At 59.1% G+C, this 18,174-nt stretch carries 21 protein-coding genes and 1 tRNA gene; 7 read left to right on the top strand and 15 right to left on the bottom strand.

Translation table 11 applies throughout. From position 1 onward, the window contains the following. Positions 1-26: 26 nt before the first annotated feature. Positions 27-1,052 (bottom strand): IS30 family transposase, encoded by a 1,026-nt coding sequence (locus BMZ35_RS19415; RefSeq protein WP_093094197.1) that lies wholly within the window; start codon positions 1,050-1,052, stop codon positions 27-29. A gap of 247 nt (positions 1,053-1,299) precedes the next feature. Between BMZ35_RS19415 and BMZ35_RS19410 the strand changes: the two genes are divergently transcribed. After that, complete coding sequence (locus BMZ35_RS19410; protein ID WP_093096785.1) at positions 1,300-2,064, top strand: LuxR family transcriptional regulator; 765 nt, start codon at positions 1,300-1,302, stop codon at positions 2,062-2,064. A 379-nt stretch (positions 2,065-2,443) separates the two neighbouring features. Here BMZ35_RS19410 and tsf read toward each other — a convergent pair whose 3' ends face one another. Beyond that, positions 2,444-3,319, bottom strand: coding sequence for a translation elongation factor Ts (gene tsf, locus BMZ35_RS19405; RefSeq protein WP_093096783.1), 876 nt, complete (start codon positions 3,317-3,319; stop codon positions 2,444-2,446). Positions 3,320-3,434: 115 nt separating this feature from the next. Next, positions 3,435-4,217 (bottom strand): 30S ribosomal protein S2, encoded by a 783-nt coding sequence (rpsB, locus tag BMZ35_RS19400; RefSeq protein ID WP_093096780.1) that lies wholly within the window; start codon positions 4,215-4,217, stop codon positions 3,435-3,437. A 119-nt stretch (positions 4,218-4,336) separates the two neighbouring features. On the opposite strand from rpsB, the gene BMZ35_RS19395 reads away from it, so the two are divergent. Further along, positions 4,337-5,611: a porin gene (locus BMZ35_RS19395; RefSeq protein WP_093096778.1), complete on the top strand. Its 1,275-nt coding sequence runs from the start codon at positions 4,337-4,339 to the stop codon at positions 5,609-5,611. On the opposite strand, the gene olsA is transcribed toward BMZ35_RS19395, so the two are convergent. The 3 genes from olsA to BMZ35_RS19380 all read right to left on the bottom strand — a co-directional run bounded on the left by olsA (position 5,596) and on the right by BMZ35_RS19380 (position 7,537). Further along, complete coding sequence (olsA, locus tag BMZ35_RS19390) at positions 5,596-6,447, bottom strand: lyso-ornithine lipid O-acyltransferase (protein ID WP_479725470.1); 852 nt, start codon at positions 6,445-6,447, stop codon at positions 5,596-5,598. The two genes, BMZ35_RS19395 and olsA, sit on opposite strands and share 16 nt — an antisense overlap. Next, the gene (olsB, locus tag BMZ35_RS19385) at positions 6,444-7,223 is read right to left on the bottom strand and encodes an L-ornithine N(alpha)-acyltransferase (RefSeq protein WP_093096775.1); all 780 of its coding nucleotides are present in this window, start codon (positions 7,221-7,223) and stop codon (positions 6,444-6,446) included. Before olsB ends, olsA begins: the two co-directional genes overlap by 4 nt. Positions 7,224-7,357: 134 nt before the next feature. After that, entirely contained in the window at positions 7,358-7,537 is a 180-nt protein-coding gene (locus tag BMZ35_RS19380) for a DUF3553 domain-containing protein (protein ID WP_093096773.1), read from the bottom strand. A 30-nt stretch (positions 7,538-7,567) separates the two neighbouring features. Here BMZ35_RS19380 and BMZ35_RS19375 point away from each other — a divergent pair, with 30 nt between their 5' ends. Then, entirely contained in the window at positions 7,568-8,164 is a 597-nt protein-coding gene (locus BMZ35_RS19375; RefSeq protein ID WP_093096770.1) for a histidine phosphotransferase family protein, read from the top strand. Here the strand turns inward: BMZ35_RS19375 and BMZ35_RS19370 are convergent. The 9 genes from BMZ35_RS19370 to BMZ35_RS19330 form a co-directional block, all read right to left on the bottom strand. Continuing rightward, a complete protein-coding gene (locus BMZ35_RS19370; RefSeq protein WP_093096768.1) occupies positions 8,161-9,426 on the bottom strand; it encodes a glutamate-5-semialdehyde dehydrogenase in 1,266 nt (421 codons plus the stop codon). The two genes, BMZ35_RS19375 and BMZ35_RS19370, sit on opposite strands and share 4 nt — an antisense overlap. Positions 9,427-9,495: 69 nt before the next feature. Beyond that, on the bottom strand, positions 9,496-10,602 hold the full coding sequence (gene proB / locus BMZ35_RS19365; protein WP_093096765.1) for a glutamate 5-kinase: 1,107 nt from the start codon (positions 10,600-10,602) through the stop codon (positions 9,496-9,498). Then, entirely contained in the window at positions 10,590-11,627 is a 1,038-nt protein-coding gene (gene obgE / locus BMZ35_RS19360) for a GTPase ObgE (protein WP_093096763.1), read from the bottom strand. Before obgE ends, proB begins: the two co-directional genes overlap by 13 nt. A 61-nt stretch (positions 11,628-11,688) precedes the next feature. Then, entirely contained in the window at positions 11,689-12,234 is a 546-nt protein-coding gene (locus BMZ35_RS19355) for a GNAT family N-acetyltransferase (RefSeq protein WP_093096760.1), read from the bottom strand. Positions 12,235-12,245: 11 nt separating this feature from the next. Next, on the bottom strand, positions 12,246-12,839 hold the full coding sequence (locus BMZ35_RS19350; RefSeq protein ID WP_093096757.1) for a LysE family translocator: 594 nt from the start codon (positions 12,837-12,839) through the stop codon (positions 12,246-12,248). A 91-nt stretch (positions 12,840-12,930) separates the two neighbouring features. Beyond that, complete coding sequence (gene rpmA / locus BMZ35_RS19345; RefSeq protein ID WP_093096755.1) at positions 12,931-13,200, bottom strand: 50S ribosomal protein L27; 270 nt, start codon at positions 13,198-13,200, stop codon at positions 12,931-12,933. 26 nt (positions 13,201-13,226) lie between these two features. Next, entirely contained in the window at positions 13,227-13,823 is a 597-nt protein-coding gene (locus BMZ35_RS19340) for a 50S ribosomal protein L21 (RefSeq protein ID WP_093096752.1), read from the bottom strand. A gap of 238 nt (positions 13,824-14,061) precedes the next feature. Beyond that, positions 14,062-14,424, bottom strand: coding sequence for a YybH family protein (locus tag BMZ35_RS19335; protein ID WP_093096750.1), 363 nt, complete (start codon positions 14,422-14,424; stop codon positions 14,062-14,064). Positions 14,425-14,489: 65 nt separating this feature from the next. Then, positions 14,490-15,332 (bottom strand): DUF2059 domain-containing protein, encoded by an 843-nt coding sequence (locus BMZ35_RS19330; protein ID WP_242654865.1) that lies wholly within the window; start codon positions 15,330-15,332, stop codon positions 14,490-14,492. Between the two features lie 118 nt (positions 15,333-15,450). Here BMZ35_RS19330 and BMZ35_RS19325 point away from each other — a divergent pair. The 4 genes from BMZ35_RS19325 to BMZ35_RS19310 all read left to right on the top strand — a co-directional run bounded on the left by BMZ35_RS19325 (position 15,451) and on the right by BMZ35_RS19310 (position 18,173). Further along, positions 15,451-15,540, top strand: a tRNA-Ser gene (locus tag BMZ35_RS19325). A 245-nt stretch (positions 15,541-15,785) separates the two neighbouring features. Then, positions 15,786-16,829: an N-acetylneuraminate synthase family protein gene (locus BMZ35_RS19320; RefSeq protein WP_207503031.1), complete on the top strand. Its 1,044-nt coding sequence runs from the start codon at positions 15,786-15,788 to the stop codon at positions 16,827-16,829. Positions 16,830-16,833: 4 nt separating this feature from the next. Continuing rightward, the gene (locus tag BMZ35_RS19315) at positions 16,834-17,505 is read left to right on the top strand and encodes a sulfotransferase family 2 domain-containing protein (protein ID WP_165610139.1); all 672 of its coding nucleotides are present in this window, start codon (positions 16,834-16,836) and stop codon (positions 17,503-17,505) included. Further along, the gene (locus BMZ35_RS19310) at positions 17,502-18,173 is read left to right on the top strand and encodes a sulfotransferase family 2 domain-containing protein (protein WP_093096745.1); all 672 of its coding nucleotides are present in this window, start codon (positions 17,502-17,504) and stop codon (positions 18,171-18,173) included. Before BMZ35_RS19315 ends, BMZ35_RS19310 begins: the two co-directional genes overlap by 4 nt. Position 18,174: the final 1 nt, after the last annotated feature.

The raw sequence follows: 18,174 nt of genomic DNA, 5'->3' as shown, positions 1-18,174 counted from the left end.
TGTGAGCGATAGTTGAACTGCGACTCCTATTGCCTTCGAGGGTAGGGAGATCGGCCGAGTTCCACCATCATCTTTTCCCTGAAGACCTCCGCTGGCGTTTTCCACCCGAGGCATTTTCGGGGCGTGTTGTTGAGCCGGTCGCAGATCTGTTTCAGTTCGTGGTCTGAGACGGCCGTGATGTCGTGTTTTCGGGGCAGCCATCTTCGAACCCGGCGATTGGTGTTCTCGACAGTGCCTTTCTGCCAAGGCGAGGAGGGGTCACAGAACCACGTCTGCGTTCCGATCTCGGCCTGAAGGTGCGGCCAGCTGACGAACTCGGTGCCGCGGTCGAAGGTGATAGATTTGCGCGCCAGGTGGGGCAGGTCACGCACCGCTTTCATAATCTTGCCCATGACGGGTTTGGTTCGTTTGTTCGGGTTCTTCAGCAGCACCGTGAACCGGCTGACCCGCTCGACCAGCGATGTGACGTTCGATTGCCCAAGGCTCTGTTTGAACAGCATCAAATCGCCTTCCCAGTGGCCGAACTGGCGGCGATGGGCAACATCATCCGGACGGAACAGGATGCTGACATCGCGGTCAAACTTGGGCGCCTGGCGTTCCCTGGCACGGCGGGGACGGCGATACTTGCGGTGGTTTGGCAGATACCACCACAGCTCCTGCGCCATGCCTTCCTTGGAATAGATGTACCGGTAGATCGTTTCCTGACAGACGCGCAGCCTTGCGCCTTCATAGATCATTCGGTTGCCGATCTGTTCAGGCGTCCACCCATGCTTGAGCCGTTCCACAACTCTTTTGAGCAATTGCGGATAGCGGATCAGCTTGCGCTGCCGCGCACGCCGATCGGCTGCCATCAGATGGGCGGCAGCACCATAGTAGCCGTCACACTTAGGCATGCATTCATCGCTGAAAAAGTTCCGCTTGATCTCGCGGTGGATCGTGGCTTTCGAGCGCTTCAGCACACGCGCCATCTCGCGAACAGGGACCTTAGCATGTCGCCAGCGTTCGATTCTGCGGCGTTCCTCAATGCTCAGTTGCGTGTAAACAGCTCCCATGGCACAATCTCCTCATTAGATAACTCATTGTTTTCTAATAGGAGTCGCACTTGAAGGTAGCGCGCACCAATCCATCACTTATATACGCATAAGACATATTATGTTATTATCTATATATGCACATAAACCACGGCGCCTCCGCGGGTTCAAAAGTATCGCTAGACAGTAAAAAGATGTTTCCTTTATTAAGTATTTCGACCCTTGGCTTGGGATTACTCAATAAATACGACAGAGGTCATCAGCCCAAATGCGCGATACGCTGGAACACATCGAAGCCGTTATGAACGAAACGAGCCTCGAATCCCTCTGGGATATGCATCTCATGCGCATGAGTGGCTATGGCTTTGACCGTCTCCTCTATGGCTACACCAATTTCCGCAGCGGTGTCTCGCTCGGTGACGTGGAAGATTTCTTCATTCTTTCAAACCACAAGCGCGCGTATCTCGACAAGTTTCTCGGAGAGCAGCTCTATTTTCACGGCCCCATGATGGATTGGACGTTGCACAACTCCGGCTCCAAGAGCTGGAACATCGTGCAAAGTGCCCTGGAAAACGGAGAGTTGGACGCAGATCAAATGCGCGTGCTTGAGATCAACCGGCAATTCGGACTGAACGCCGGTTACGCGATCAGCTTTCCCGCCGTGTCTTCCCGTACCAAGGGTGCGATCTCGCTTGTGGCGCGCGAAGGTCTCAATCAGGACGATGTCGACGAAATCTGGGCCCGTAACGGGCGTGAAATCGAACTGATCAACAATATCACCCACCTCAAGATCCACTCCTTGCCCTATTCCAATCCGGAACGGGAACTGACGAAACGACAGCGTGAAGTGTTGGAATGGGTCGGAGACGGTAAGACGATTCAGGACATCGCGATGCTGATCGGACGTACACCTGCCACCGTGGAAAAGCACCTGCGACTCGCCCGAGAGGCGATGAACGTGGAAACAACAGCGCAAGCGTTGCTGAAAGCGTCGTTCATGCACCAGATTTACTTGCCAGATGGTCATGTTTGACGCATAGTAGCGTCAAAAGTAGGGTATACCTGACTTGTTTACCACAGGGTTTACATGTCATTTTGGCATTGTTCCGTGAGTGGTGGCTTTGGCCTTTGGAACAAATCGGCGCTTACCCCCGTAATTGTGGGGCTCTGTGTGTCGACCGGTAGCCAATCCGGCATCGGTTTGATGGCCTATTTTGACCATCGGCCGATTTTTCTGCGGGTCTCCTCATCCCCATGTTATGGAGGCCGGGAATGGAAACGGCGTCGCCTCGTGCGGCGCCGTTTTTTTAGCGCAACGAGGATCAAGTGCGCACGCGCGCAACCGCACAAATAAAATCCGCCCGCGCAGTATCTGCACGGGCGGTTCTTTGAACAGAAGACTGTGTCGGGGCTTAGCCCTGAGCCGCCTTTGCCACTTCCGCAGCAAAGTCTTCTTCTTTCTTCTCGATGCCTTCACCCACTTCCATGCGGACGTAACCAACGATCTCGGCACCTGCTTCCTTGGCCGCGGCTTCCACGGTCAGGTCGGGGTTGATCACAAAGCTCTGACCCAGCAGGGTGACTTCGGCCATGAATTTCTTCATGCGGCCGACGATCATCTTCTCGATCACCTGCTCGGGCTTGCCCGATTCACGTGCGATCTCGATCTGAACGTTTTTCTCTTTCTCGACAACAGCCGGGTCCAGGTCGGCTTCGGACAGCGACTGCGGGTTGGCCGCTGCGATGTGCATTGCAACCTGCTTGCCGAATGCCTCGTCGCCACCTTTCAGCGCAACCAGAACACCGATCTTGCCCATGCCGGCGGTGGCCGGGTTGTGGACATAGGAGACAACAGAGTCACCTTCGACGGTCGCCATGCGGCGCACCGACATGTTCTCGCCAATGGTCGCAACGGCGTCGGTCACGACGTCCTTGACGGATTTGCCGCCCATGTCAGCGTCGAGCAGCGCTTCGGTGTTGTCCACGGTCAGGGCAACGTCAACAATCCCGCCAACCATCTTCTGGAAGTCGGCGTTCTTGCCGACAAAGTCGGTTTCCGAGTTCACTTCAACGGCAACGCCCTTGCCGCCATCAACCTTCACGGCCACCAGACCTTCGGCTGCGATACGGCCCGATTTCTTTGCCGCTTTCGCCAGACCTTTGGTGCGCAGCCAGTCAATCGCCGCTTCCTGATCGCCGTCGGTTTCGGTCAGCGCTTTTTTTGCGTCCATCATGCCTGCGCCGGTCATCTCGCGCAGTTCTTTAACCATTGCAGCAGTAATCGCCATCTTGGTTCTCCTAGGTGTTAATGCGAAACGCGAAGACCCCGATATGAGAGCCGGTTCCGCTGAATTCAAGACTGGGTCACGAGGGCGGGACTACCCTGCCCTCGTATCAGAATTGTTACGCTTCGGCCGGAGCTTCGGCGGCCTCTTCGGCGACAACTTCTTCCATTGGGGCTTCTTCGAAAGCACCCAGGTCGACACCGGCGGCACCCATCTGTGCAGTCATGCCGTCCAGCGCGGCGCGCGCTGCCAGGTCACAATAAAGCGAGATCGCGCGGGCTGCGTCGTCGTTACCGGGGATGATGTAGTCCACACCGTCCGGCGAGCAGTTGGTGTCAACCACGGCCACAACCGGGATGCCCAGCTTGTTGGCTTCGGCAACGGCCAGAGCTTCTTTTTTCACATCGATGACGAAGAGCAGGTCAGGAACGCCGCCCATGTCACGGATACCGCCCAGCGACGCCTGCAGCTTGTCCTGGTCACGCTCCATGCCAAGACGCTCTTTCTTGGTCAGGCCTTCGGCGCCGTTTGCCATCTTTTCGTCGATTTCCTTCAGACGGTTGATCGACTGCGAAACGGTTTTCCAGTTGGTGAGCGTGCCGCCCAGCCAGCGGTGGTTCATGTAGTACTGAGCCGATTTTTCGGCTGCGTCTGCGATCGGGCCAGCTGCCTGGCGCTTGGTGCCGACGAACAGAACGCGACCGCCCTTGGCAACGGTTTCACGCACTGCGTTCAGAGCCGCGTCCAGCATGGGAACGGTCTGGGTCAGGTCCATGATGTGGATGCCGTTGCGTGCGCCATAGATGAACTCGCCCATGCGGGGGTTCCAACGCTGAGTCTGGTGGCCAAAGTGTACGCCTGCTTCGAGCAGCTGGCGCATGGTGAACTCGGGAAGAGCCATGCTAATTTTCCTTTTCCGGTTTACGCCTTGGCGGGGTGAAGTGAGGACCATGTGGTCCCAACCGGCGGATTGACAGGGATGTCTCCCCTGCCCGACCCAAACCCCGCCTGCGGGTTTGAATGCGGGGGCTTTACCTGAGCCATGCGGCATTGACAAGCGCTGTTTGCCCGGTTGCGCATTTATTTTATTGGTATTTGCGCAATCGGGGGAAATCAGGTGAAATACCCGCATTCAGGCGCACTTTTGGGTGTGCAGTACACGAAAGTCTTTGCATGCGGAACGCGCCTTTCTTGATCGCGGCCATAGCCACGCTGACGTCACCGATGGCGCAGGCATCCGAATTTGGCCTGCCAGAAAGCGCGTTTGGCAATGGCTGGCGTTTTGCCCCCTATGGCCGCTTCAACCTCGCCTACCAGTCCTTTGATGACGGGCAAACGACCACCGCGAACATCGTCGACATGTCCACCTCGACAAGTCGGGTCGGGTTCTATTTGAAACAGAACGGCGCGTCTCAGGGTCTGTCATTTCAATTCGAAACGGGCCTTGCGCTCAGCCCGTCCAAATCCTTCAGCCAGATCAACACGCCTGACTTCTTTGGCTGGGACAAGACGGCGCTGCGACAGGTTCAGCTGATCTATGAAGCGGATTGGGGCAAGCTGCGGCTGGGTCAGGGGTCGATGGCCACCGACAGCATTGCCGAACTGGATCTGGCCAAGACAACGGTGGTGGCCAAGTCCAACATCGACGAAATGGGCGGCTCATATATCTTCCGCACCACGGGCGTCGCGCTTTCAACGGTCACGCTGCGCGACAGTTTTGACAGTTTCGACGGAGATCGTCAGTTTCGCCTGCGCTATGACACGCCGGATCTGAACGGGTTTTCGCTTGCCATGGCCTATGGCATCGAAGTGCTCAAGGATGGCGTCGATGACACCTATTACGACATTGCCTTGCGCTACAAACAAGACTTTGGCGCGCTCCGGGTGCAGGCCGGGATCGGCAACAATTATGTTGATGTCTCGGGCGGTGGGACAAAATACACCACCGCTGGCTCCCTGGCCGTTCTGGATACCAACACCGGGTTGAACCTCACCGTCGCCTCAGGGCGTGACGGACGGGGCACCAACGCGTCCTATGTCTGGGTCAAGGGCGGCTGGAACGCGTCATTCTCGCAGCTTGGCACAACCCGGTTCTACGCCGAAACCCATCAGGGAAGCGATTACGTCACCAAAGGCGCGGAAAGCCGGATGTGGGGCCTTGGCGTGATGCAGCGCATCGAGCGCGTGAACCTTGATCTCTTTGCCGGGTATCGCCGCTTTTCCTATTCCGACGGTACGCCGACAACTTATCGCGATGCCGACATCGTGCAGATCGGCGCTCACATCACCTTCTGATCGTCCTGCGCGGCGGCAATGCTGTGCCCGGCGCGGATCACGGCCTCGCAATGCGCGGCCAGCGCCTTGCGGTTGGCAAAATCCCGCACCGCCACTGGCGGGTGATAGATCAGCTCCACGCGACCCTGCTTGCGCGCGGCCAGCACCTGCAGCAGGTGGGGGCCGAAATCCATTTCCCCCCACCAGCCATAGAACCGCGGCTCTTGCCCATCAGGCGCGTGGTAGAGCACCGTGACCGGTTGCACATGCAGGACGTCACGCAGCTCCGGAGCGAAAAAGGCTGCAAACAGCGTCGGCTTGAACGGCAACACACGGATCGCGTCGGTGCTCGTCCCTTCTGGAAAAAACAAAAGCTTGTGCCCCGCCAGTAGCCGCGCCTCGAAAACCTCTTTCTGGGCGCGGGCCTCCTTGGGGTCACGATTGATGAACACGGTGCCGGTCGCCTTGGCTAGCCAGCCGATACCGGGCCATTTCGCCACTTCGGCCTTGGACACGAAATAGATCCGTTTGCGCGCGTTCAGAGCAAAGATGTCGAGCCACGAGGAATGGTTGGCCACTACGGCGCCGCGCTCTGTCATCAGTTCCCCACGGGCCGAAAACCCCATACCCAGAATGCGGAACGCGTTGCGACAAACAAACTGCGTGATCCATGGCGTCCAGGGGCGATGCAGCCCGTAAATCGGCTTTTCCACCAGTCGCACAAGCAACAGGATCAGAAGACAGCCAAAGACCAGCACCGCCAGAACCAGCCCGCGCAATGCGACACGCAGCCATCCCAGCAGCATGATCGGTGGCCAGACCGGGTAACCCGCCGGTTCATCCCACTCCCGGCTCAAAGCGTCCGCCCCTTGGTATAAAGTGCAGCGTTCTTGGCGTTCATCCGCGCCGTATCCATGATCAGACACACATCCGTCGTGTTAAAGGGATGGTCGATAAACGCCCCCTCCCCCACGAAACCGCCAAGGCGTAAATACGCCTTGATCAGCGCCGGCACCTGCAGCATCGCGGCCCGCCGGTCGATCTGGTCTTCGGGGATCAGATCCATCCTTTGGAAATGCGACGGCTGTGCGCGCACCCGCAGATCATCGGGCGCAAGATGACGGGCATGTAAAAGCGAAAGCGGCTGTGCCAACGCGTCAATATCGGTACCGTGAAAACTGGCGACGCCAAACAGCACTTCAATCTCGTGCTCGGCCACGTAATCGGCCAATCCGTTCCAGAGGTGAAACATCGCCGCGCCGCCACGATAATCGGCATGCAGACAAGACCGCCCCAACTCGAGCAGCTTACGTCCCGAGCCCTTGAGTACGCCAAGATCATATTCGTCTTCCGAGTAGAACTGCCCGATCTCGTTCGCAGCTTCCTGCCGCAAAAGCCGATAGACCCCTACGACCTGATCAATCGGCTCAGCCGCCAATGCCCTGTCGATCAGGATCAAGTGGTCGAAGAACGGATCAAACCGATCTTTTTCAAGCTGGGTCGCATGATCCACCATCGGCCCCGCGCCGCCCAGTTCCTCGACAAAGACCCTGTACCGTAACCGCTGCGCCGCTTGCAGCTCAGCGTCGGTCTCGACCAGCTTCAGGTGGAAATCGGGTTCGGGTCGGCTCATTGGTGCGTCACTTTTGAAACAGTTTGCGCCTTTTATCAGCCGCAACGATGAAAGCAACTGCCGGCTCTTGTGTGCGCGTGCGGACTCAAATAATCTCTACCCAAGGTTGTGTGAACGGTATCTTAAGCACTTTGCTACTCACTTGCTGGCATCAGCATTACCCGAGACCCATCTATGACGACTTTTCCCGCTTCTCTGAAATTTACGGTGATCTTGCCACCAATATTGGATTGCACCTGTCCCAGCCCCCAATCGGGCCGTTCGGGATGTGTCACCAACATGCCGGGTTCGAGGAAAGCGTTCAGATCGTCCATCAGGGTTTCCCTTGCGCAGGAGTGTTTGGCATGACTGATACTGCCGAAATCGCCGGATTGGTAGGCTCTCGAATCTGCCACGACCTGATCAGCCCCGTGGGGGCCATCGGGAATGGTTTGGAACTCATCGGCCTGACTGGAGGCCAGCCGGGCCCTGAGCTCGACCTGATCAGCGAAAGTGTCGGCAACGCCAATGCGCGCATTCGCTTCTTTCGGATTGCCTTCGGGCTGTCGGGTTCAGAGCAAATGGTCAGCGAGCGTGAGATCCAATCGATTCTTGACGGGATTTCTGTGGGGGCACGGCTGCAGATTGACTGGACGGTTCAGGGGGCCGTGGAACGCACGGATCTGCGATTGGCCTTTCTGGCCTTCATGTGCATGGAAACCGCCCTGCCCTATGGAGGATTGGTCTCAATCTGCCACGACTCGGCGGGCTGGTCTCTTTTTGGAGAAGGTCGTGCGCTCAAGGTCGACCCGGACCTGTGGGAACCGATCACCCGCGGACAGGCGCCGGACCGGGTGATCCCGGCCCATGTGCAATTTGCCCTCTTTCCACTGGTAGCATCAGACCACGATCGGCAGATTTCGGTAGAGCACACCGAAACCCGCCTGACCTTGCGTTTTTAGGCGCGGGTCGTACCGTCGCCCTCAACCAGGTATTTGAAGCTGGTCAATTGCGCCGCGCCAACGGGTCCGCGCGCGTGCATCTTGCCCGTCGCAATCCCGATCTCAGCGCCCATGCCGAACTCGCCCCCGTCCGCGAACTGGGTCGAGGCGTTGCGCATCAGGATCGCGCTGTCGAGCCGCTCAAAGAAGCGGGCGGCGGTGGCGTCATCCTCGGTGAGGATGCAATCGGTGTGGTTTGATCCGTGTTGGCGGATATGGGCAATTGCCGCATCCACGTTGGGCACAACGCGCGCGGCAATATCCATGTCGAGATATTCCTTGCCCCAATCCTCGGCAGTTGCCGGAACCGTGCCATCGATTTTTTGCAGGGTCTCATCGGCATGCACCCGCACCCCGGCGTCGATCAGCGCGCGCAACACGCCCTGCCCGATCGTGTCGACAAGGCTTTCGTGGATCAAAAGGCATTCGGCCGCGCCACAAATCCCGGTACGCCGGGTCTTGGCATTCATCACCACATCAAGCGCCCTTTGCGGATCGGCGGCCGCATCAAGATAGACATGCACGATGCCTTCCAGATGGGCAAAGACCGGCACCCGCGCTTCACGCTGAACCAGCCCCACCAGCCCTTTGCCGCCGCGCGGCACGATCACGTCCACGGTGTCGACCATGGTCAACAATTCCTGCACCGCCGCGCGGTCGCGCGTCGGCACGAGCTGGATCGCCGTTTCCGGCAGGCCAGCGGCCTTGAGACCTTCGACAAGACAGGCATGGATCGCCCCCGAGGAATGAAAGCTCTCCGAGCCGCCGCGCAGGATCACCGCATTGCCGGACTTGAGGCACAGCGCCCCCGCATCTGCCGTCACGTTGGGGCGGCTTTCATAGATCACGCCGACAACGCCCAACGGTGTGCGCACGCGTTTGATATGCAGGCCCGACGGCATGTCCCATTCGGTCAGAACCTCGCCCACCGGATCATCCTGACCCGCAACCGCGCGCAAGCCATCCACGATGCCCTGAATGCGTGCTTCGTCCAGCATCAGGCGGTCCATCATCGCCGCCGACAGACCTTTTTCGCGGCCAAACTCCATATCCTTGGCATTCGCCGCGATGATCTCGGCGCGATTGGCCCAGACCGCATCGGCGGCGGCGTTGAGCGCCTTGGTCTTGGCCTCGGCTGGGGCAAAGGCCAGTTCCGCGCTTGCTGCTTTGGCATTGGCGCCAATCTGAGCCATGAGAGCGGGGATATCTGCGATGTCTTTCATCGGTATTGACCTTTCGCGAGTTGAGAATGCGGGATGCCTACGGCGTGAGTATTTTTAGCAAAATGCAGATCAGAGGGCCATGTCGTCCCGGTGGATCAGAGCGGTACGCCCCGGATAGCCAAGAATGGCTTCAATCTGAGATGAATGCGCGCCCTTGATCGCGGCGGCCTCGTCCGCGGCATAGGCAACCAGCCCCTGCCCCATCTTGTGCCCCTCGGCGTCCAGGATCGCCACCGGATCGCCGCGCCCGAAAGCACCGCTCACCACGCGAACCCCGGCGCTGAGTAGGCTGTTGCCTTTTTTGAGCGCGCGGGCGGCGCCGGCGTCGACGGTGATTTCGCCCTTGGGTTTCATCGACCCGATCCAGCGTTTGCGCGCCAGTTGCGGCGTGCCCTGGGCCGTGAACCACGTGGCATTGGCCCCGTTCTCCAGTGCAGAAAGCGGGCGCAGGGCGCTGCCTTCGGTGATGGCCATCGCACAGCCGCCCGCCGTTGCGGTCTTGGCGGCAAAAAGCTTGGTGATCATGCCGCCCTTGGACAGACCCGAGGTGCCCTCGCCCGCCATTTCCTCGATCTCGGGCGTAATGTCATCGATCACATCAAAGCGGCGCGCGTGCGGGTTGGTCATCGGGTTGTCCGAATAAAATCCGTCCACATCAGAGAGCAGAATCAACTGATCCGCCCCGGTGGTCAGCGCCACCTGCGCCGCCAGGCGGTCATTGTCTCCATAGCGGATTTCGTCCGTGGCAACGGTATCGTTCTCGTTCACGATCGGCACGACGCCAAAGCTCAGAAGCGCCTCGAGCGTGGCGCGGGAATTGAGATAACGGCGGCGGTTGGCGCTGTCCTCCAGCGTCACCAGAACCTGCGCCGTCTTGATGTCATGCGGCGCCAGAACCTCTTCATAGGCGCGCGCCAGACGGATTTGTCCCACGGCGGCGGCGGCCTGAGACTGTTCCAGCGGCAGTTCACTGCGTGGCAGACCGAGAACCCCGCGCCCCAATGCAATCGAGCCGGATGAAACCAGAATCACGTCCGTGCCGCGCGCCTTGAGCATGGCCACGTCCTCGGCCAGGGCAATCAACCAGTCACGGCGCAAATCGCCGCTGTTCCGGTCCACCAGCAAGGCGGAGCCGATCTTGACCACAACCCGTTTTGCCCCGCTCAGGGTTGCCAAGGCGCGTCCTCCTCGTCGGATTTGGTCTGACGCAGGCGGTCTTCGTCGATCTCGCGGCGCAGGGCGCGCAGCACATCCACCGTGCCTTCACCCGACGCCCCCGACATCAGTAACACCTTGGTACCGGCCACCGCCTCAAGTTCTTCCCTGAGGAAAGCGCGCTCTTCTTCATCAAGCGAGTCAATCTTATTCAGGACCGTCACGCGCGGTTTGTCGGCAAGAATTTGTGCATAATTGCCAATCTCTTGCACGATGGTCTTATAGTCCTCAAGCAGCGTGCCGGAAGTACCGTCAACCAAGTGCAAGAGCACCGCGCAGCGTTCGACATGGCCAAGGAACAGATCGCCAAGGCCACGCCCTTCCGAGGCGCCTTCGATCAGGCCCGGAATATCCGCAACCACGAATTCAACCCCGTCGACCCCCACGACCCCAAGGTTGGGATGCAGAGTTGTGAACGGGTAATCCGCGATCTTGGGGCGGGCATTCGATGTCGCGGCCAAAAAGGTCGACTTGCCCGCGTTGGGCAGGCCCAGAAGCCCCACATCGGCAATCAGCTTGAGGCGCAGCCAGATCGTACGTTCGACGCCCTCCTGCCCCGGATTCGCGCGGCGCGGCGCCTGGTTGGTGGCCGATTTGAAATGCAGGTTGCCAAAGCCGCCATTGCCGCCCTTGGCCAGCAATACCCGCTGCCCCACTTCGGTCAGGTCGGCGATCAGCGTTTCCTGATCTTCGTCGAGAATTTCCGTGCCGACCGGCACACGCAGCACGATGTCGTCGCCGCTTGCCCCGGTGCGTTGTTGTCCGCGCCCCGGCTGACCGCTGCGGGCAAAGAAATGCTGCTGATAGCGGAAGTCGATCAGCGTGTTCAGCCCTTCGACCGCTTCGGCCCAGACCGAGCCGCCATTGCCGCCGTCGCCGCCATCCGGTCCGCCATATTCGATGTACTTTTCGCGCCGAAACGACACACAGCCGCCCCCGCCGCCGCCTGAACGGATGTAAACCTTGGCAAGGTCCAGGAATTTCATAGTTTACATCCTCTCAAGATGTTTGCCCCGCCTGATACAGTGCCCGGCGGGGCGGCTCAATTCATTTTCCACGCAGGTTCAGCGTGTACGTCCATGTCGGCACCGACGCCTTGCGCGCCACCGAGAAGCTTTCGGCATCGCCGAGATATTCAAACCCGCAATTTGTCAGCACACGGGCCGACGCCGGGTTGTCCTGAAACACGCTGGCGAACAGAGCTCGGTTGTTCAGCGGATTGGCCTCGATCAACGCACGCACCGCCTTGGACGCCAACCCTGTATTCCAGAACGCCGGGCCAACCCAATACCCGACTTCGCTGACCTCTGTGTCCAGCCGTTTGAGGCCGATGAGCCCCATGATCTCGGGCTGATCGGACGCGCTTCCATCCATGGCCCAGACATCCTCGATCCGCTCATCGCTTTGGGCGCGGGTAATGAATGCCTCGATCGCGCCGGGCGGCAGCGGGTGCGGGATGGATGTCGTCATGCGGGCCACGTCCTCCTGCCCGGCATAAAAATCGATCAACCCCTGGTCCGAGCGCCGCAACGGGCGCAACACGAACCGATCCGTCTCAATCACGGGCTGATTCACGATCGTATCAAGTTTCATGCGTGTCCTCCTCAAAACACAACATAGAGCACCGAGGCGACGGTCAGTGCCGCCAAGGTGCCCATCAAATACCGTTCCGCGGGGCGTCCCGCGACAAGCCGGGCAATCCGATCCCCTGCAAGGGTCCAGATCGGGTGAAACACGGCCTGCGTTGCCAGCAGGCACAGGGCAATAGTCGCCGTGGCCTGAAACGTGGGCGTGTCAGGCGTCACAAAACTCGTGAACCCCGTCACAATCATCGCCCAGGCTTTGGGATTGAGCGGGTGCACCCACAACCCCGAGACAAAACCGGGCGCCTCCTCCACCCGTGCGCCATCCGGATCAAGCCGCAGATGCGCCACCCGCCAGGCCAGCCAGCAAATATACGCCGCCGAGATCCATTTCAGCGCCAGAAAAAGCCCCGGCACGGTCTCGGCTAAAGACATCAGGCCAAAACCGATTGGCCAGATGATCAACTGCTTGCCAAGCGCCACGCCCGCCACGAAAGGCAGGGCAGCGCGGAACCCATACCGCGCACCCGTTGCCAGCAACGCCATGTTCGCCGGACCAGGTGTGCCCACCTGGCTCGCCGCAAAGACGCTAAAACTGGCCAAGGCCACGCTCATGGATCTGCCCGTTTGTTCAATTGCCCAAAAAGAAAAGGGGGACCGGCGCTTTGCCGATCCCCCTTCATGTTCGAAAACCTTTAAGGTCGGCTTACTCAGCGGCCTCCGCCACTGGCAGGACCGAAATAAAGGTGCGGCCCTTGAGGCCCTTGTGGAACTTCACGTTGCCGTCGACGGTCGCAAAGATGGTGTGGTCACGACCCATGCCGACGCCTTCGCCCGGCCACATCTTGGTACCGCGCTGACGCACGATGATGTTGCCCGGAACGACGACTTCACCGCCGTATTTCTTGACGCCAAGGCGGCGACCAGCAGAGTCGCGTCCGTTACGGGAGCTACCACCAGCTTTTTTATGTGCCATATCGCTGTTCTCCTAATCCTTGGGCCTTACTTGGCCAGTTCCTTGGCCTGTTCAACCCATTCGGGCTTCACTTTGACGGCATCGAACGTGTCAACGTCCACGGCTGCCAGCTGAGCATAGCTGGAAATGCCTGCGTCGGCCAGTTTCTTTGCGGCTGCGGGACCAACGCCGGTGATGGCGGTCAGGTCGTCAGCAGCTGCGGCTGCGGCGGGGGCTTCGGCTTTGGCGGCCTTCTTGGCAGGAGCGGCAGCAGCAGGTGCAGCAACCGAACCGGCGCCCATTGCAGCTTTCACGCCCGACTTGTCGGCGCCCGACGCCAGAATGTCGGTGATCTTGACCAGGGTCAGCTTCTGACGGTGGCCAACGGTACGCTTGGAGCTGTGCTTACGACGACGCTTCACGAACTTGATCAGCTTTTCGCCTTTGATCTGGTCGATCACGTCTGCCTGCACGGCGGCACCTTCAACAAACGGTGCGCCCACGACGGTGTTCTCACCGCCAAGCATCAGCACGTCGTTGAATTGAACTTTTTCGCCAGCGTCTGCAGCCAGTTTTTCGACACGCAGGATATCACCTGCCTGCACCTTGTACTGTTTGCCGCCGGTCTTCAGGACTGCGAACATGTCCTTCTTCCTTTGATCTATCCGCGTCCTGTGGCCCCCTTGCGGGTGTTTTGGCAAAGCCGCCTCGAACAGCGCGCCCTTGATCCGGGCTGTGTTTCAACAAAACACGGCGCAAAGCACACGCTTCACGCCGAGATGGGCGGCTTATCGTGGGAAAGTGGCAGTTAGTCAAGGGGTAAATGACCACCCGTTCAGGTCTTCGCCCGCCCGTAAACAGGGCGGGCTCCGACTGCCACCATCAGGCGTCAAAATTCCAGATGTCGCGATGGATGCGCCATCCGTCCTTTGTCCTGCGACTGGAGACGATGTATTTGCCAGACAACGGCTGACCGCCCATTTCTCCGCTCAGCGTGCCAACAGTCAGCGCCGTGTCCCCGTCGATATCTATGCTGTCCCCGACAATGCTCACCCCGCTCAGCCCGGCATCCATGGCCGCCTGCCAATAATCCTGGATGGCGTCGAGGCCTTCCATCATCGGTGCGCCGGGGGGCATGATCGCGCCGTCGTCCGTATAGAAGTTGCGTACCGCCCCGCCGTCTTTTGCGTTGATGGCTTCGGCCATGCCGCTGTCGAGATATTTGATTTGGTCAAGATCGGTCATACTGTTCCCCCTGTTCTAAGAGACCAAGGCCCGATCATAGCACAAAACGCCCCGATTTGCGCGGCTCACAATTCCTGCTCGGGCTGCATCTGACCGAGTCTCAGCGCCAGCGCCTCGAACCGGTTCGACATCACCTCGAAATGCACTGCGTTCATCAGCTCATAGACCGTCATCATGTCCGGCTCCTCAAGCGCCTCGGTATAGGTCTTCAGTTCCTCGAAGGTGAAATCCTTGTACGTGTAGGCCGCGTTCTGCAGGGACGACACCTCCACCTCCTTGGCGACTTCGTCCGCATTTTCGGCCAAAGCCGCGCGCAGCCCGTCTTCGTCGACCCGCAAGCTGATCACCCCCGCATAGGAGGCCGCAAGGATGAACCGTACCTGGATTTCGGTCATGGCCTGCATCCCGATGTCATTGGGGTCAATCGCGTGCCCCATGCGCCGGAACAGGTCGATCCTGGGATCGTCGTTCTCCTCAAGCACCGCCAGCAACTCCGCCCCTTCGGCGTATTTTGCGTCATCATCTGCCAGATGCGCCTCGTTCTCGGCAACCACTAGCCTTTGGCCAAGGTCCGTGGCGTAGAAACCCGCGGCATGCGCCAGCAGATCATCTTCCAGCGTCGCCTCCAGGATATCGGTCGCCCGTTTGCGCATCAGCTCGGTGTCAAACACCGACTCGGCCAAAAACATCCATTGGGTTCCGAAATCATCGGCTTCAAGCCCAAGCATGTTTGGTGCCGACGTCGCTGACAAGGCGATGGAATCAAGCGCGACATCAAAACCCGTGACCTCAAGGAAGGCTTCGACACGATCGCGATCCGCTGCTCGCGCGCCCCCTGCGCCCGCAACACCAACAAGCGCGAGCGCCATGAGCGCCAGACCCAATATCCGCAGCGATCCAAGCTGCATTTTCCGCAAAAATACCGTCATGACTCCACGCTATCCAATTTCATCGTCAAAACAATGCAAAACGCTCTTGCGCCCCATTTCAAACATCATTAAACGACGCCCTCACCAAGACCCCCGCGGAGAGGTGCCGGAGTGGTCGAACGGGGCGGTCTCGAAAACCGTTGTCCCTTCACGGGGACCCAGGGTTCGAATCCCTGTCTCTCCGCCATCCATCCCACCGACAATGTGCGCAAGACCGTTTCCGGTTGATCGGAGTTGCGTTTGGGCCAAACTTTTCGTCACCTGAAACCAAAACCCGCACCGCACCATAGACCATATTTATCCTGAGCAGATGTGCCGGTGACTTCTTTGGTCGACTTCCGTCTCCGGGCCGCGCCGTCTTGTCCCAAAAACTTTACACCACATCCCTTTGCGTCTAGCACGACAGGGCATTTCACGGCAGGAGACCACCCCATGTCCAACCGCTCCATCAAAATCGGCAACCGCGAAGTTGGCCCGGACCATCCGCCGCTGGTGATTGCCGAGATCGGTATCAACCATGGCGGCGATCTTGCGGTCGCCAAGGAGATGGTGCGCCTTGCCGCGCTGTCGGGCTGTGAGATGGTCAAGCATCAGACACATTTCGTTGAAGACGAGATGACCGATGAAGCAAAGGAAATCTTCCCCCCAAACGCCGATGTCTCGATCTGGGAGGTGATGGAGCAATGTGCCCTTTCGGGTGAGGAAGAGCTGGAGCTCAAGCGCTATACCGAAGAACTGGGCATGATCTTCATCTCCACGCCTTTTTCCCGTGCGGCGGCGGATTTCCTGAATGAGGCGGGCGTGCCCGCGTTTAAAATCGGCTCGGGCGAGGCCGATAACCTTCCCCTGATCCGCCACATCGCACGCTTCGGCAAGCCGGTGATCCTGTCGACTGGCATGCAGACAATCGACACAATGCGCCGCTCGGTGGCGATCCTAGAAGACGCGGGTGTGGACTATGCGCTTCTGGAATGCACCAACCTTTACCCTTCTCCGCCGGAAATTGTGTCCCTGCAGGGTGTTACGGATCTAAGAGAAGCCTTCCCCAATGCGGTCGTGGGTTTTTCGGATCATTCGATCGGCCCGGAAATGGCGCTGGCCTCGGTGGCGCTTGGGGCGTGCATCCTCGAACGCCACTATACCGACACGCGCTATCGGATTGGCCCGGACATCATCAACTCGATGGACCCGTCCGAACTGCGCCACCTGATCGACCGTTCGCGCGAGATCTGGATTGCCGCCAACAATCCCAAACAGCGCACCGAGGCTGAAGAGCCGGTCTACAAATTCGCCCGCGCAAGCGTGGTGGCCGACCGTGACCTGCCCAAAGGCCACGTGATCACCGAATCCGACATTTGGGCCCGCCGCCCCGGTTCGGGAGAGATTCCGGGCTATGATTTCGACAAGGTTGTTGGCAAAACCCTCACCCGCGCCGTCACCCGCAACACCCAGCTCAAATGGGCAGATCTGGACTGACCGCATGATCCTGTCTGAAAGCCATAATTTCATTTTCGTGCATGTGCCCAAGACCGCGGGCACCGCGATGACAAGCGCGCTCGAACCCTTTGGCGTCTACCCGCCCCGCACGCTCTGGCGCTCTTTTGTGCGCCGCCTGCCCATCGTTGAAGCGCCCGACAAGGTCTATCTGCGCAAACACGAAACAGCTGCTGGCGTGCGTCGCAAGCTGGGTCAGGACGTGTTTGACCGCTTTCACCGCTTTGCCGTTGTGCGCAACCCTTATGACCACGCGGTCTCGCATTACGAGTTCATGAAACAGTTCCGCATTCCCAAGATCGCGGAAAAGGTCGCCAACATGTCCTTTGCCGACTACTTGCGCTACCGCATGAAACCGCCCTTTTGGAACGATACTTTCTTTGCCCGCCTGCCCAACCAGTCCTATTTCCTTGTCGATAATCAGGACAAGATGCTGGTGCACCGCCTCTTGAGGTTTGAAAGCCTTGCTGATGACTTTGATCGGATGGCACATGACCTTGGCATGGGCGACGTGACACTACGACGTGAAAACGAAACCATTTCCCGCGCAGACAAACGCCCGTGGCAAAGTTATTTCGACAGTGAATCCAAAGCGTTGGTGGACAAACTTTATGCGCGTGACTTTGCACTTCTGGGCTATGAACCGGTGATCACATGATCCTGTCCACCTCGCACCGCTTTATCTTTGTCCATGTTCCCAAGACCGCCGGTCAGGCGATGATGCGCGCGTTGATGCCCTACAGCCGGCACCGCAACAAGCCGCTTCTGCGCCGCGCTTCGCGTCACCTGCCCATGCGCGAATCCGTAGAAAATGCCCATTTCCGGGGCCACGAAACCGCGCGGGGGTTCATTCGCAAGCTTGGGCGCGCGCAGTTCGACGATTTCTTTACCTTTGCGGTGGTGCGCAACCCCTACACCCATGCCGTGTCCCATTACGAGTACATGAAGCAGTTCCGCGCCGAGAGCATCGCCAAGCGCGTTTCGGCCATGAGCTTTTCAGAATACCTCGATGACCGGATGAAACGTGCCTTTGGCAAGGACAATTTCTTTGCGCGCATGCCCGACCAGGCGCATTTCGTGATTGATGACACGGGAACGGTCGCGGTCGACCGCATCCTGCGCTTTGAGAACCTTGCAAGCGATTTCAATACGTTGATGCAGGAGCTGGACCTTGATGCCGAACTTAAACAGGTGAACAAGACCAAGGCCCCCAAGAAGCCGCTTGATGATTATTACACCGACGAAACCCTTTCGAAGGTTCGCAAGCTCTATGCCCGCGATTTCGATCTCTTCGGCTATGATCGCACGCTGCCCGCGCCGGGCTAGA

The organism is Shimia aestuarii (assembly GCF_900114635.1).
Taxonomy (GTDB): domain Bacteria; phylum Pseudomonadota; class Alphaproteobacteria; order Rhodobacterales; family Rhodobacteraceae; genus Shimia; species Shimia aestuarii.
This window is presented reverse-complemented; position numbering and strand designations above follow the sequence as displayed.

Excerpts from the sequence above, each read along its gene's own strand:
- BMZ35_RS19330 (WP_242654865.1), bottom strand. The coding sequence starts at position 15,332 with ATGCAGCTTGGATCGCTGCGGATATTGGGTCTGGCGCTCATGGCGCTC.
- BMZ35_RS19320 (WP_207503031.1), top strand. The coding sequence starts at position 15,786 with ATGTCCAACCGCTCCATCAAAATCGGCAACCGCGAAGTTGGCCCGGAC.
- rpsB (WP_093096780.1), bottom strand. The coding sequence starts at position 4,217 with ATGGCTCTTCCCGAGTTCACCATGCGCCAGCTGCTCGAAGCAGGCGTA.
- BMZ35_RS19370 (WP_093096768.1), bottom strand. The coding sequence starts at position 9,426 with ATGAAAGACATCGCAGATATCCCCGCTCTCATGGCTCAGATTGGCGCC.
- BMZ35_RS19395 (WP_093096778.1), top strand. The coding sequence starts at position 4,337 with ATGCGGGGGCTTTACCTGAGCCATGCGGCATTGACAAGCGCTGTTTGC.
- BMZ35_RS19380 (WP_093096773.1), bottom strand. The coding sequence starts at position 7,537 with ATGGACGATCTGAACGCTTTCCTCGAACCCGGCATGTTGGTGACACAT.
- BMZ35_RS19335 (WP_093096750.1), bottom strand. The coding sequence starts at position 14,424 with ATGACCGATCTTGACCAAATCAAATATCTCGACAGCGGCATGGCCGAA.
- BMZ35_RS19310 (WP_093096745.1), top strand. The coding sequence starts at position 17,502 with ATGATCCTGTCCACCTCGCACCGCTTTATCTTTGTCCATGTTCCCAAG.
- rpmA (WP_093096755.1), bottom strand. The coding sequence starts at position 13,200 with ATGGCACATAAAAAAGCTGGTGGTAGCTCCCGTAACGGACGCGACTCT.
- BMZ35_RS19350 (WP_093096757.1), bottom strand. The coding sequence starts at position 12,839 with ATGAGCGTGGCCTTGGCCAGTTTTAGCGTCTTTGCGGCGAGCCAGGTG.
- tsf (WP_093096783.1), bottom strand. The coding sequence starts at position 3,319 with ATGGCGATTACTGCTGCAATGGTTAAAGAACTGCGCGAGATGACCGGC.
- BMZ35_RS19375 (WP_093096770.1), top strand. The coding sequence starts at position 7,568 with ATGACTGATACTGCCGAAATCGCCGGATTGGTAGGCTCTCGAATCTGC.
- BMZ35_RS19410 (WP_093096785.1), top strand. The coding sequence starts at position 1,300 with ATGCGCGATACGCTGGAACACATCGAAGCCGTTATGAACGAAACGAGC.
- BMZ35_RS19315 (WP_165610139.1), top strand. The coding sequence starts at position 16,834 with ATGATCCTGTCTGAAAGCCATAATTTCATTTTCGTGCATGTGCCCAAG.
- olsB (WP_093096775.1), bottom strand. The coding sequence starts at position 7,223 with ATGAGCCGACCCGAACCCGATTTCCACCTGAAGCTGGTCGAGACCGAC.
- BMZ35_RS19340 (WP_093096752.1), bottom strand. The coding sequence starts at position 13,823 with ATGTTCGCAGTCCTGAAGACCGGCGGCAAACAGTACAAGGTGCAGGCA.
- BMZ35_RS19355 (WP_093096760.1), bottom strand. The coding sequence starts at position 12,234 with ATGAAACTTGATACGATCGTGAATCAGCCCGTGATTGAGACGGATCGG.
- BMZ35_RS19415 (WP_093094197.1), bottom strand. The coding sequence starts at position 1,052 with ATGGGAGCTGTTTACACGCAACTGAGCATTGAGGAACGCCGCAGAATC.
- obgE (WP_093096763.1), bottom strand. The coding sequence starts at position 11,627 with ATGAAATTCCTGGACCTTGCCAAGGTTTACATCCGTTCAGGCGGCGGC.